This is a genomic window from Bradyrhizobium sp. CCBAU 53340, from assembly GCF_015291645.1.
GTDB lineage: Bacteria > Pseudomonadota > Alphaproteobacteria > Rhizobiales > Xanthobacteraceae > Bradyrhizobium.
Genome location: NZ_CP030055.1, coordinates 1774207 through 1787696 on the forward strand (window position 1 = coordinate 1774207; position 13490 = coordinate 1787696).

A 13490-nucleotide genomic window follows, 5' to 3' on the forward strand; every position below is an offset into this window, starting at 1 on the left:
GCTGACAGATTCATGACAGTCAAAGCCCTCATCGCCTCTTTCACCCAGCAGGAAGACCTCAACTTCCTGTTGACCAACCGCATCCCCCGCGCGGCCCTGACCCGCTTCATGGGCTGGTTCTCCAAGATCGAAAATCCGCTGGTGCGGGACTTTTCCATCGCGCTGTGGAAGCTGTTCTCCGACCTCGATTTGTCGGAGGCGCGCAAGACCCATTTCACCAGCCTGCACGATTGCTTTACGCGTGAGTTGAAGCCGGGCCTGCGTCCGTTTGATCCCGATCCTTCCGTCGTCGCCAGTCCCTCCGACGGCATCGCCGGCGCGCATGGCCGGATCGCCGACACCGAGCTGTTCCAGGTCAAGGGCGCGCCCTATTCGCTGCTCGACCTGCTCGGCGATCCCGCGCTGGTCGAGCAGCACCGCAACGGCAGCTTCGTCACGCTGCGACTGACGTCGAGCATGTATCACCGCTTCCATGCGCCGTTTGACGCGCATATCGAGCGCGTGACGCTGATCCATGGCGATGTCTGGAACGTCAACCCGATCGCGCTGAAGCGGGTCGAGCGGCTGTTCTGCAAGAACGAGCGCGCGGTAATCCGCACGCATCTGTCGACCGGTGAGGCAGTGACGCTGGTGCCGGTGGCGGCGATCCTGGTTGCCAGCATCCGGCTGCACTTCCTCGACATGGTGCTGAACGCGCAGAGCAGGGGACCGGTCAATTTCCCCTGCGACGTCAACGTCACCAAGGGCGAGGAGCTCGGCTGGTTCGAGCACGGCTCGACCATCATCATCCTCGCGCCCGGTGACTTTTCGTTCTGCGACGGCATTACCGACGGGACGCGCATTCGTGCCGGTCAAGCGTTACTTCGCCGGAACTAGTCTTCATTCCGCCGTGTCCTGCCTCTATATCGTTCATGGGGACGTATAGACGACACGACAGGATTGGTGATGGCGCGGGCGCCGGTGATGGCGGCGGGTGGGATTGTGCTGCGGCGTGGCGATGCGCCGCTGATCGCCATCGTGCGCCAGCGCAAACGCAATGAATGGGTTCTGCCCAAGGGTAAACTCGATGACGGCGAGACGCCGAAAGAGGCCGCGCACCGCGAGGTGCTGGAGGAGACCGGCCACGACGTCGCGATGCACGAATTCCTCGGCACGCTCGTGTACCAGTCGGGTGGGCGCTCGAAGGTGGTGCATTTCTGGCGGATGGAGGCCGACGGCGGTCCTGTCCGCAAGCTGATGAACGACATCAAGGCCGTCGACTGGCTGACTTTGGACGACGCGCTCGCGCGCCTGTCGCGTGAATATGAGCGCGCGTTCCTCACCCAGGTCGGTCCGATCGCGATCGCCGCCGCCGGGCTCATGCCTGTGGCTGCGACAGAGCCGACACCAACGCTGGCGGCCGATGATATCGATGCCGCCTTGCAGACGCTGACACCGGCCGAGGCTGCCACCGTCGACGAATTGCGGCATGGCCTTTTGCAAAAGGTGCGCGCCTGGCTGCGCGGCGAGGCGTGAGTTTGCTCTTTCACCTCTCCCCGCCCTTCTGCGGGGAGAGGTCGGATCGCGCGAGCGATCCGGGTGAGGGGCATGGCGCTCGGTTGCAAGAGTGGAAGTCCATCCGACTCGTACGATAAGTGCGGGGTTGTCCTTCGATCCACAATCCAGATCGAATTCGCGGTGGGAGCCCCTCACCGCAACCCTCTCCCCGCAAGCGCGGAGCGAGGGAGCGCACCGAGCACTTCGGCGCACGCTAGACCCTACCGCTTCTCTAGACTCTACCGCTTCTTCTTGTCCTTCTCCTTCGGTGCCGGCGCGAGCGCAGGCCTGCGCGGCGCGGCGGGGCGTTGCGCGCCGGGCAGGCGCTGCTGCAAGCCGGGCTGGCGCTGCACGCCGCCTTGTTGCGGCGGGAGGGCCGGCTGCGTGCCGGGCTGACCGGGCTGCAATCCGGTGCGCGGCGATTGCGGCTGCGGTGTCGAGCCGGGCTGAGGCGTGAGCGCTCCTGGCGCTTGCGGAGATTGTCCGCTGCGCCGTGGCTGGGTTTGCGGCGCGGCGCCGGGCTGCGTGCCTTGTCCGGTACGCGGCTGGGCAGCCGGCTGTCCCTGACCCTGCTGGCCCGGCCGCTGCGGACCACTCTGCTTTGGACCTTGGCCCGCACGCGGCGTGCCCGGTTGAGTGCCGCCGCCCTGGCCTTGCCGTTGCGGCGTCTGCGCGCCCGGCGGCTGCTGACCCGGACGGTTGTTCTGACCCGGCTGACCGTTCGGCCGCTGCGGCTGCTGCTGGTTCGGCGCCGGATTCGGACGCAATTGCTGTTGCTGCGGCACCTGAGTCGGCCGCGGAATGCGGCTGACCGCAGTCGGATTGGCGCGGCGGAAGTCACGCTGCTCGGTGACGATCTGGCGGCCGGCGGTCTGCGCCGCATGCACCTGGCTGACGAAGCCGCGGTCGCGCGCGATCTGCTGCGGCGGGATCGTGATCGGCACCGCGGCAAAGCGCATGCCGCCAGCGCCGCCCGCACCCGGCCGGATCGCAAAGCCGCTCGCGGCTTGCGTGAGTGAACCGAGCCGCGTTCCGCTGGTGCGGTCGTTGACGTCGATATGGCCGACCCTTCCGTCGGCGTCGGGGTAGAGCTTGATGTTCACGTTGTTGGCGCTGGTTGCAGCCGCGTTCTCGGGCACGTCGACCACGCCGGTGGTACCGCGAATGCCGAGCGTTGCCGTCGGAGTTGCAATCTTCATGTCGCCGGTCTTCGCCACGGCTGCGGCAACGAAGGCGACCGTGCCCTTGCCGATATCGAAGATCGCCGAATTCTGCTGGCCGCCGTCCTCATAGACGTAGTTGTCGATGGTGATCTTGGAGCTGGCGGAGAGATTGAACGTGGTGGCATCGTTGAAGGTGATGCCGAGCGAGGAGTTCGATGACGTCTGCACGACGTCGTTGAGATAGATGTCGTCACGCACCTTCAGCGGATACGAGTTCCTGTCGCGGATCACTGTCGCGATTCCCGTGACGGTCGCAACGTTGCCGATCGGCTCCACTGTGGTCGCTTGCGCATCGGCAGCCGGTGCGGGCGAGGCTGATGGCGCGGGGGACGCCGACGGCGTGGCAGAGGGGGCGGGCGTCGGCTGCGTTTGCGGCTGCGCCTGTGTTTGGGCTTGCGCGAGTTCGATTGCGTCGGATGCGCGTGCATGGTCCGCGCCGGCCAGCGGCAGCGCCAGCAGCGGTAAAGCGAACGCGAAGCGGCGCCAAGCCACCATCAATGCCACGAATGAGGTCCCGGTGAGAATGCGAGGCGAGATCGGCCGATATCAGCCGGAGATTGCTGAATGGCGGATGAACGTCTGTCACACGGAACGGGCGAACGTTGAAAAGGTGGTGTTAGCTTCGGGCTAAACCTATCCACATCGTCATGGCCGGGCTTGTCCCGGCCATCCACGTCTTGCTTTGTTGCACCAAGAACGTGGATGCCCGGGACAAGCCCGGGCATGACGAAGAGGTGTGTATGCCGTTGCGACCGCGGCGATGTCAGCTGACACGCTTCCAGGTCTGTCCGCCGCAGAACAAGCCGCCGAAGGCACAGCCCTGCACGCGCATCGCATTGGGACCCTTCATCGCGATCGTCGAGTCGTAGTTGCGACCGGAGTTGGGATCGTGGATGCGGCCGCTCCATTTGGCGCCGTCGGGCTTCATGTTGATCAGGATCCGCTCATTGGTCTTCTCGGCATAGCCGCACAGATTGGTGCCGCATTGTTCGACGCGAACATTGCCCTTGTTCTCTTCGGTCGCCCACACGCCGATCGGCGTGTTCGCGGCCTGCACGGGCGCAGGAGCGGGAGCTGGCGCCGGCGGTGGCGTATAAGTGGGAGCTGCGGCGACCGGCGCGGGCGCTGTAACCGGGGGAGCGACTGCAACCGGCGCGGCCGGCGTGGTCGTGTCGACGGACGACACGGCGGCAACGGGCGCCGGCGCGGCGGGGGCGGCAACCGTCGGGGCGGCCGGAGCGGGCGGAGGCACAGGTGCCTGCGCGACTGGCTGCTGCTGCACCGGAGCCGGCGCGGGCTGTGCGGTCGTCGCCGGCGGCGTGGTGTCGTCGTTCTTGGAGCCGCCAAGGCCGTTGAGATTGATGTCGTTCAGCCTGATCGGCTTGTTCGATAGGCCCGGCGCCACAATGGTGACGCAATCGAGCGAGGCGCAGTTGCGCGGCGTCTCGATGCGGATGCGCTGGCCTTCGATCTGGAACGACAGCGAATTGCCGGCATGCGCGGCGGCGGTCGAAGCCAGCAAGAGGGCGATGGCGGCGATGGTGAGCTTGTTCATGACAACCTCCGAAACGGCGTGGGTCCCAAGATGGACTGAAGTCGGTCGTGGACCGGATGTGGTTCGACCCTATGCCGACGCCGAGCAGCCTTCTGTGATGGACCTCACAACGGCTGGCTGGGTGAGCCAGCGCACATTCAGCCGGTCTTGCCCCGCGTAACATTCTCGCGACTGGGAGGGAGACGTCGATGAAGCGGCTTGCGATTTCGCTCGGTACATTGATCGCATGGACAGCGATCGCGCCCGCGGCGCAGGCCGGTTCCTACGCCTTCACGATCGGCGGCCATCGTTTTCATGTCGAAGCCGCGCGCAACTGCCGATCCACCGCGTGCATTTCGATTTCCACCGATCGCAGCCTCCGGCCGAGCGAGGACGTTGCCATCGCACCGCCGCCGCCAGCGGTGACCCAGGCGCCGCAGCCGGTCGCTTCCATCGCCCCGACCAGTCCGCCGCAAGTGATGGTGGTCGCGCCGCCGCCGGCGCCGACGGTCCCGGTTCTCGCCGCGACGAGTTCGCAGGTCGTTGTGTTGCCGCCCGCGCCAAGGCCTGCGCCACCAAGGTTCGAGGCTCCGAGCCCCAACCCGCCGCGCGACGAGCCGGTCCTCGCCGCGCGGCCGGAGATCAAGCAGGCGGCAAACCTCGCGCCGCGCAGCGACGACGAGGCGGCCTATATGCCGCTCGGCGAATGGGAGAGCGACGGCGCCAAGGGCACGGTCCGCATCGAACGCTGCGGACCCGCGCTGTGCGGTTTCGCGTTGACCGAGGCATCGACCCGGGGCGAAAGCGTGCTCGTCAACATGAAGCCGAAAGCGCACGACGTCTGGACCGGCAGTATCTACAGCCGCTCCAGCGGCAACACCTATTATGCGACGATGACGCTGAAGGGCCCCGGCAGGCTCTACGTCGAAGCCTGCGCGCTCGGCCGCTTCTGGTGCTCCGGCAATGACTGGAGGCGGATCGAGGCGCGGCCGGAGCCGCTGATCACGACGTCGCGGCAGTGGGGCGGTTCGAGATCGTAGCTCGCGCGCTATATGCCGCAATTTTTTCAACGCCGGCGGCATCACCAGATCCGACCGCTAGAATTTGCCTGGTGGCCGGTATGGTTAAAGAAGACTGAAAACAACGTGTTGAAGAGTCTTTAAGTAAATTCACCGAACCTGCCGCGCATGACGCGCGGAGTTCGTTTGTATCTCGTCGGCTCCATCGTCCTTGTTTCGCTCGCGGGTTGCGGACGCGGCTTTTTCCAGGCCGAACGCGAACCGTGGCGGGCCGAGGCCGAAGCGGCGTGCCTGAAATCTGGCGCCGTGAAAGAGAGTGCCGACATCGTCCGGATCGAGCCGATCTCCGGCCCCGGCATGTGCGGCGCCGAGTTTCCACTGAAGGTCGCCGCCATCGGGGAACCCTCATCGAGCTACGGCTTTGCCGACGAGGAACTGCGTCCCCCCGGCAGCGTCGGCAATCAGCCGCGCTGGCCGGTGAGCCAGCCGCAATCGAATTATCCGGCATCCGGTTATCCGCAGCGCTCGAATTACCCTGAAAGCGCGGTGCGCCAGCCTGCCGGCTATGGCACGTCTGGGGGGCCCGTGTCGCTCAGCGCGCCCGGCGTGGCGCCGCAGGACGACGAGATCGATTTGCCGCCCGACGGCACCGATGCCGCAGGCGCAGCGCGCTATATGAATGCGCCGAGCTATCCGGCGCGTCAGCCCGGTCCGGCGCCGTATTCGCAGGCGCCTGCACAACCAGCGCTGCCGCGGCTCGGTCCTGCGCAGGGCAATCCTGTCACCGCCGTCGGCCCCGTCGCGATCAAGCCGACGGCGACGCTCGCCTGTCCGATCGTCTCCGAACTCGACCGCTGGCTGGCCGACACCGTGCAGCCCTCGGCCACGCGCTGGTTCGGTGCCCGCGTGGTCGAGATCAAGCAGATCTCCGCCTATTCCTGTCGCGGCATGAACGGCAATCCGCACGCCCATATCTCCGAGCACGCTTTCGGCAACGCGCTCGACGTCGCCGCCTTCGTGCTTGCCGACGGCCGCCGCATCACCGTGAAGGACGGCTGGCACGGCATGCCGGAAGAGCAGGGATTCTTGCGCGACGTCCAGTCGGGCGCGTGCGCGCATTTCACCACGGTGCTGGCGCCGGGCTCCAACGTCTATCACTACGATCACATCCACGTCGATTTGATGCGCCGTGCCAGCCGCCGCCTGATCTGCCAGCCGGCCGCAGTCTCCGGCGAAGAGGTTGCCGCGCGTGTGCAGCGGCGGAACCCTTACGCGAACTCGCGCGATCCCTACGTGACCGGCGCGCTTGGTGCGCACAAGAGCAAACACGAGAAGATCAACGAGGAAGACGAGTTCTCGGACGAGTAGCCTGCCGCGATCCGAATCCTCCGCTCTCCATGTTTGGCGCCTGCACGGGCGATCCCGACCTGCCGCCCGCACGCTGAGGCCAGTCTGTTCAGCCGGCGCTGCGTCTTCGGCAAAGCGCATCTGGCGCGCAAAAATTTGCGCAATCGAATTTTCCGTCCAAATCATTGAACTGCAATCACTAATCACGCCCTGACGGGTATTCCGGGCGGTTGGCACAGTCGCTGCAATGAAGGTGCTGCAACGAAGCGGCGCAGCCGGCGCCGTGAGCCAACGGAACCGTCATGCAGATGCCTGTCACCCCGCCTTATTCCGATCTCGAGCAGCGCGTGCTGTCGCGCATCACGGAGCAGCGCTGGCTTGAACTGGCATCGGAGCTGATCCGCACCGGCCAGCCGCGCTCCGGCAATCCGCTCGATCCCGACCTGCCGCCGGCGGAGGAAGAGGCGATCTCGATGCTGGTCGCGGGCAAGCTCGAAGCCCTCGGCATGGAGGTCACCAAGCACAGCGCGCAGCCGCACCGGCCGAACGTGCTCGGTGTGTTGAAGGGACGCGACGGCGCGCCGTCGTTGATCCTCAACGATCACCTCGACACCTATCCGGTGGTCGAGCCGGAGAAATGGCACATGACGGATTTCGATCCGTTCAAGGCCACGCGTCATGGCGACCTGCTCTATGCCCGCGGCACATCCGACACGCGCGGCAATCTCGCTGCATCGCTGCTGGCGGTGCAGGCGCTGATCGAGGAGGGCGTGAAGTTCGATGGCACCCTGATGTGCTGCTACACCGTCGACGAGGAGCGCAACGGCACCGAGGGCTCCATCTACATGCTGGGCAAGGTCGGCCTGACCGCCGACTACGAGATCACTGCTGAGCCGACCGCCTGGGGCGACGTCTCCGGCGATTGGGGCATGAACCTCTCGGTCGCCAATTCCGGTCATTGCCTGATCGAGGTGACGGTCGAGGGGATCAAGTCGCATATCTGGCGGCCCGACATCAGCGTCAATGCCATCATGGAGGCGGCCAAGCTGCTGCCGAAGCTGAAGGAGATGGCCTTCACGCATATCCCCAGCAAGTTCATGGGCCATACGCCGCCATGTTGCTCGGTGGTGCGCATCCGCGGCGGCTTGCCGGGCGAGATGCAGTTCTCTCCTGATGCCTGCACCATCACGCTTGCGGTGGTCGGCATCGTGCCGGGCATGACGCTGGACAGCGTCATCTCCGACATCGAGCGCGTCGGCCGGGAAACATTTGCGGGCGTCAACGACGTCAAGGTCGCAGTGCGCCAGGTGCCCGGCTCGCTATTCGTCAACGCAACCGAGCCGGTGCCGGTGGAGGAGGAGCCTTGCCGCTCCTTGCGCGCGGTGTACCGGAGCCTGATGGGCCGCGAGCCCGGGGTCAACCGCAAGAACGCCTTCAACGACACCATTCGCTTTCGCGAGGCCGGCATCAACGCGGTGACCTTCGGTCCCGGTGAGGACGGCTGGGCCGTCGACAACGAGAACATCTCGATCACCAAGTCGGTGATGGCGACGCGGATCTATGCGCTGACCATCATGCAGATCCTGGGAGTTCGCACATGAGCATCGAGGCTAGCCCCATGGCCATTCCGATCTCGGCCGATCGCACGCGGCGAGGCAGCCTGAGGCTCCCGAAGGTCTCGCGGTCTGTCCTGCTCTCGACGCTCACCATCGCCGTGCTGCTGGCGACATGGGCGGTCGTCACGGAAATGGGCTGGGCCAACGAGCTCTTCCTGCCGAAGCCGCAGGCGGTGTGGGCTGCATTCATCAAGACCATGACCAAGGGCTACCAGGGCGCAACGCTGCTTCAACATCTCGGCGCCAGCCTTTATCGTATTCTCGTCGCTTTCACCCTAGCCTGCCTGATCGGCATTCCGCTCGGCGTCCTCATGGGCGTCTCGCGCAATGCGCGCGCGCTGCTCAATCCGCTGATCGAGTTCTACCGGCCGCTGCCGCCGCTCGGGCTCTATACGCTGCTGGTGATGTGGCTCGGCATCGGCGAGAGCTCAAAATTGTCGCTGCTGTTCCTCGCCGGTCTGCCGGGCATCGTCATCTCGACGATCCAGGCCGTCACCAGCGTCGATCCCGTCTATGTGCGTGCCGCGCAATCGCTGGGCGCGACCCGGCGCGACCTGCTGTTTCACGTCTATTTGCCCGCAGCCGGCCCGCTGATCCTTGCCGGCATGCGGATCTCGCTTGGCTTCACCTACACCGTTCTCGTCGCCGCCGAGATCGTTGCGGCATCCGCCGGCATCGGCTGGATGATCTGGGACGCCGCAAAGTTCCTGCTGTCCGACGTCGTGATCATGGGCCTGATCGTGCTGGGCCTCACCGGCGTCGTGCTCGACCTCATGATGCGCGGCATCGCGAAACTATTGATGCCATGGGCCTGATTCCAACCCGAGGGGAGACCAGTATGATGAAGAGACTTGTTGCCGCGCTTGCTGTCGCCACGCTTGCACTCATGTCCACCGCGCGCGCCGAGGACAAGCCGGCCAAGATCACGGTCGGCTATCTGAACCTGGTGAACGCGCAGCTCGTGACGAAGCATCTCGGCCTGCTGGCCAAGGAGATGCCTGATGTCGACATCAAATACGTCAAGGTCGGCGGCGGCGGCGACATGCTGCGCGCGATCGCCGGCAACGACGTCGACTTTGGCGGTCTCGGCAATCCGCCGACCGCGATCGGCGTGACACGCGCGCTGCCGATCAAGGGTATCTTCGTCGTCAACATGCTCGACTATGTCGAGGCGATGGTGGTCCGCACCGACAAGAACATCACCTCGCTCAAGGACCTCAAGGGCAAGTCCGTCGCCGCGCCGTTCGGCTCGACCACGCACTATCTGCTGCTCCAGGCGTTGAAGGACGAGGGCGTCGATCCCGCGTCCATGAAGATCCTGGATCTCGCGCCGTCGGACATCGCAGCGGCCTGGCTTCGCGGCGACATCGATGCCGCCTGGTTCTGGGAACCGAACCTCGACAAGGCCGTGAAGAACGGCGGCAAGATCCTCGTCACCTCGGGCGAGATGGCCAAGCGCGGTTACCCGACCTGGGACATCGGCGTCGTCATGAATGCGTTCGCGGAAAAATACCCGTCCTATGTCGAGAAGTTCGTCAAGGCCGAGTGCGAGGGGATCGATTTCTGGCTGAAGAACCCGGAGAAGACGGCCGAGATCATCGCGGAGGAGCTGTCGCTGCCGCTCGAAGATGCAACGCGCATGATGAAGGGCACCGGCATGGTCCCCTGCGACAAGCAGCTCACCGGGGAGTATCTCGGCTCGACCGCGAAGAAGGGCAAGTTCGTCGATACGCTGGTATCGACCGCCGACTTCCTGGTGAAGCAGGAGCGCCTGCCGAAGCTGCTGCCGCGCACCGACTTCGAAGCGTTCATCCAGCCGGCCTATCTTGAGAAGACGATCGGCCATTGAAGTCCGGAGCCGGCGAGCTCGTCTCGCCGGCATAGTCCCCTTCCTTCACGCGCGTGACCGACATGGATATTTCCCCCCGTCATCTCCGCGCCGCCTATCGCAGCGGCGCGCTCAAGCCGTCCGATGTCGCCGCCCATGTGCTGTCGCGCCTGTCGGATGCCGACCAGAGCGGCGTCTGGATATCGAAAGCCAAGCCCGAGAATGTCATGGCCACCGCGCGTGCGCTCGATGCGCGCGCAAATGAAATCGACAAGCTGCCGCTCTACGGGCTGATCGTCTCGGTCAAGGACTGTATCGATGTCGCGGGCGAGCAGACCACCTCGGCCTGCCCGGAATTCGCGTATGTCGCGAAAGATACGAGCCCGGTTGTCGCTGACGCCATCGCCGCCGGAGCCATCTATATCGGCAAGACGAACATGGATCAGTTCGCGACCGGCCTCGTCGGTGTGCGCTCGCCCTACGGCATCGCGCGCAACCCGCACAATGCGGACTACATTCCCGGCGGGTCCAGCTCGGGCGCGGCGGTGTCGGTCGCATCAGGCACGTCGTCCTTTGCCTTCGGCACCGATACCGGCGGGTCGGGCAGGGTGCCGGCGTCCTATTGCGGTGTCACCGGCTTCAAGCCTGCACCGGGTGCGTTCAGCCAGCGCGGCATGGTCTATGCCTGCCGGAGCTTCGATACCATCTCGCTCTACACGCGGGAGCCGGGCGACGGCTACGACGTCTATCGCGTGCTGGCGCGACGCGATCCCGCGGATTGTTTTTCGCCGACCGATTTTGCCGGCTGGACGGAGCAGGCCTCTCCGGCGCGGCCATTGCGGATTGCGACACCTCGCCCGGACCAGCTCAGGTTCTTCGGTAACGAGGAGACGGAGAGGCTGTTCGGCAGCGGGCTTCGCAAGTTGCGGCGGCTCGACATGTCGGTCGTTTCCGCCGATTTCTCGCCGTTCACGTCGATCAACGATCTGATGTTCTTCGGGCCGTTCCTCGCCGAGCGGGATGTTTCGGTCGGCGCGTTCCTCGACGCCAATCCGGACGCCGGCGTCAGGATCGTGCGCGATCTCGTCGTCGGCAGCCGGAAGTTCACCGCGGCCGACACCTATCGCGCGCTCTATCAGGTCAAGGAGATCCAGCGCGTGCTCCGCGATTTCTGGCACGCCCACGACGCGTTGGTCGTGCCCACGGTCGGAACCGTCCTCAGGATTGACGACGTCGCGCGCGATCCGCTGACGGCAAATTTCAACAATGGCTACTACACAAACTACGCCAATCCGCTTGGGCTTGCCGCGATCGCGGTGCCGAATGCGGTGACGGGGGCGGGCGTGCCCTATGGCGTCACCTTTCTGGCGCCGGCGGGGCGGGAGCGCCTGCTCACCGACCTCGCCTGTGCATTCACGGGAGCGGAAGCCCAGGCTTGAGCATTTTCACCCGCGTTGCAATCCGATCGGAGACCTCCTAGCCTTCGAGCCGTCACTCGAAGGGAGACCGATTGTGGGGCGCAGCCATGCGCATGAGGTGGCCGATCCGGGTGAGCCTTCAAGTGGGCCTTGCGCCGAGGTGCAAAGGGCCGGGACCGGACGTTATGTGCTGAAGGCGCTCGACAAAGCCGATCTCGACCTGGTGATGCGGACAGGCAGGCTCGCGGCCTACCAGAACCGCGAATATCTGCTGCGGGAAGGGGAGCCCGCGAACGGCATCCACATCATCCTGAACGGGATCGTGGAAAGCACCCATGCCGGTACCCAGGGGCGCGAGTTGATGCTGGCGACGTGGGAGGCCGGCGACTTCGTCGGTGCGCCCTACATTCTCGGTGATCACCGGCATAGCTGGTCGGCCCGCGCGCTCGGCCGGGTCGAGGCGTTGCATCTCGACCAGGACGCGATCCGCACGCTGATCGCACAATCGCCGTCGTTTGCAGTGGCGCTGATCGAGTGCCTCGGCTTCAAGGGCGAGACCTATTCGATGCTGGCGCAGACGCTGGCAGGACAGAAGGCGGCGGAGCGGCTGGTGCTGCTGCTGGTGAAGCTGTGCGAAAACGCTGCTCAGGACGAGAGTGGCCCGATTTCGCTCGGCCGCATCACGCAGGCCAATCTGGCGCGCATGATCGGTGCGACACGGCAGTCGATCAGCCTGATCCTCAGCCGCCTGCAGGACGACGGCATCATCTCGACCGGTCCGACCAAAATGGTCGTCAACGATCTCGCGGCGTTGAGGAAGCAGGTGACCGACTAGCGGACGCTGCCGCAACCGGTCATTTCGACGTCGGCTTCGACGGCGGTAGTGCCAGCCCCATGCAGCGCTGCACCTCGGCCGGGACGTTGTAGGTCCGCATGATATGGCGGCTGTCGCGCAAGCCCGTCGCCTCGCGCTGCACGACGAACATCCAGAGCGCCTGGCCAGCCTCCATCACCAGCTTGCGCCTCGCCGGCAGCATCGCGGCCGGCGTCTCCAAGCGAGCGTGCGCAGCGTCGAAATCGCGCAATTGGGCGAGCGCCTGTTCGAGCGTGCGGCCCATCCGTCCAAGCGCTGAGGCCTGTTCCTGGACGATCTCATAATGGAGGATATCGACCGGCGGGCGAAGGTCACGAGACATGGCGCTTACTATAGTGCCGTGCGCCCTACGCGCGCAACGCGTGGCCAGCCGTCGCTACTTCGCCTTGTATGCGCCGAGGAACATGCGCGTCGCGCTGTCGATCACTTCCGTCATGCGCGCTTCCGACGGCGGCGGTGCGGCCTGGAAGACGAACGGCAGGAACAGGGAAGCCTTGCACAGTTCCATGAACTGCGATGCTGCGAGATCGCAGTCGTCGATCTCAAGATCGCCGGAAGCGACATGGGCTTTGAGATAGTCGGACAGCCGGTTGATGGTCTTGTCCAGCACGCGCAAATAATAACGGCGGCCGACATCGGGCATGCGCTCTGCGATCGCCATCACGGTGCGGATCGCCGATCCGCCGCCGGGCCGGCAGAGCAGGTGGATGTAGGCCTGGCCAAAGTCCTTCAGCGTGGTCTCGGCATCGCGGGCGGGATCGAAATTGAACACGACCTGGCCATGAAACAGCGCCTCCTCCTCGAGGATCGCTTCGAACAGGGCGCTCTTGTCGGCGAAGTAGACGTAGAGCGTGCCTTTGGAAACGCCGGCCGCACGCGCGATCTCGCCCATGCTGGACCCGTCAAAACCCAGATCCATGAACACTTTACGGGCGCCCGCCAGGATCTGGCGGCGCTTGGAGCTGTCCTCCTCCTGGAGGATTTGCAGATGTTCGCGACCGGCTACAACCATTGGTTCAGCGTCCCGGAAGGTTTTCGGATCGAGGTCGAAGCATGAAACCCAAATAAAGGATTCGGACCAATAGGGTCCGGCCG

At 65.2% G+C, this 13490-nt stretch carries 13 protein-coding genes; 9 read left to right on the forward strand and 4 right to left on the reverse strand.

Annotated elements, in window-relative coordinates; translation table 11 throughout:
- The first annotated feature begins 12 nt into the window (after positions 1 to 12).
- On the forward strand, positions 13 to 876 hold the full coding sequence (gene asd, locus XH89_RS08350; protein ID WP_194466612.1) for an archaetidylserine decarboxylase: 864 nt from the start codon (positions 13 to 15) through the stop codon (positions 874 to 876).
- A 69-nt stretch (positions 877 to 945) separates the two neighbouring features.
- Positions 946 to 1515: an NUDIX hydrolase gene (locus tag XH89_RS08355; RefSeq protein WP_194466613.1), complete on the forward strand. Its 570-nt coding sequence runs from the start codon at positions 946 to 948 to the stop codon at positions 1513 to 1515.
- A 260-nt stretch (positions 1516 to 1775) separates the two neighbouring features.
- On the opposite strand, the gene XH89_RS08360 is transcribed toward XH89_RS08355, so the two are convergent.
- Complete coding sequence (locus XH89_RS08360) at positions 1776 to 3254, reverse strand: FecR domain-containing protein (protein ID WP_194468405.1); 1479 nt, start codon at positions 3252 to 3254, stop codon at positions 1776 to 1778.
- A gap of 268 nt (positions 3255 to 3522) precedes the next feature.
- On the reverse strand, positions 3523 to 4314 hold the full coding sequence (locus XH89_RS08365; RefSeq protein ID WP_194466614.1) for a DUF2147 domain-containing protein: 792 nt from the start codon (positions 4312 to 4314) through the stop codon (positions 3523 to 3525).
- 188 nt (positions 4315 to 4502) lie between these two features.
- Between XH89_RS08365 and XH89_RS08370 the strand changes: the two genes are divergently transcribed.
- From XH89_RS08370 to XH89_RS08400, 7 genes are all read left to right on the forward strand, one after another.
- Positions 4503 to 5333 carry a DUF2147 domain-containing protein gene (locus XH89_RS08370; RefSeq protein WP_194466615.1) on the forward strand — a complete coding sequence of 277 codons (831 nt, stop codon included), beginning with the start codon at positions 4503 to 4505 and terminating at the stop codon, positions 5331 to 5333.
- Between the two features lie 147 nt (positions 5334 to 5480).
- Positions 5481 to 6680: an extensin family protein gene (locus XH89_RS08375; protein ID WP_194466616.1), complete on the forward strand. Its 1200-nt coding sequence runs from the start codon at positions 5481 to 5483 to the stop codon at positions 6678 to 6680.
- Positions 6681 to 6961: 281 nt separating this feature from the next.
- Positions 6962 to 8260 carry a M20 family metallopeptidase gene (locus XH89_RS08380; RefSeq protein ID WP_194466617.1) on the forward strand — a complete coding sequence of 433 codons (1299 nt, stop codon included), beginning with the start codon at positions 6962 to 6964 and terminating at the stop codon, positions 8258 to 8260.
- A complete protein-coding gene (locus tag XH89_RS08385) occupies positions 8257 to 9090 on the forward strand; it encodes an ABC transporter permease (RefSeq protein ID WP_194466618.1) in 834 nt (277 codons plus the stop codon). Before XH89_RS08380 ends, XH89_RS08385 begins: the two co-directional genes overlap by 4 nt.
- Positions 9091 to 9113: 23 nt before the next feature.
- Positions 9114 to 10124 (forward strand): ABC transporter substrate-binding protein, encoded by a 1011-nt coding sequence (locus tag XH89_RS08390; protein ID WP_194466619.1) that lies wholly within the window; start codon positions 9114 to 9116, stop codon positions 10122 to 10124.
- A gap of 62 nt (positions 10125 to 10186) precedes the next feature.
- On the forward strand, positions 10187 to 11542 hold the full coding sequence (locus XH89_RS08395; protein ID WP_194466620.1) for an amidase family protein: 1356 nt from the start codon (positions 10187 to 10189) through the stop codon (positions 11540 to 11542).
- Between the two features lie 73 nt (positions 11543 to 11615).
- Entirely contained in the window at positions 11616 to 12356 is a 741-nt protein-coding gene (locus tag XH89_RS08400) for a Crp/Fnr family transcriptional regulator (RefSeq protein ID WP_194466621.1), read from the forward strand.
- Between the two features lie 19 nt (positions 12357 to 12375).
- Here the strand turns inward: XH89_RS08400 and XH89_RS08405 are convergent, their stop codons facing one another.
- Positions 12376 to 12717 (reverse strand): DUF6665 family protein, encoded by a 342-nt coding sequence (locus tag XH89_RS08405; protein ID WP_194466622.1) that lies wholly within the window; start codon positions 12715 to 12717, stop codon positions 12376 to 12378.
- 54 nt (positions 12718 to 12771) lie between these two features.
- On the reverse strand, positions 12772 to 13407 hold the full coding sequence (locus tag XH89_RS08410) for a TetR/AcrR family transcriptional regulator (protein WP_194466623.1): 636 nt from the start codon (positions 13405 to 13407) through the stop codon (positions 12772 to 12774).
- Between the last annotated feature and the right edge of the window lie 83 nt (positions 13408 to 13490).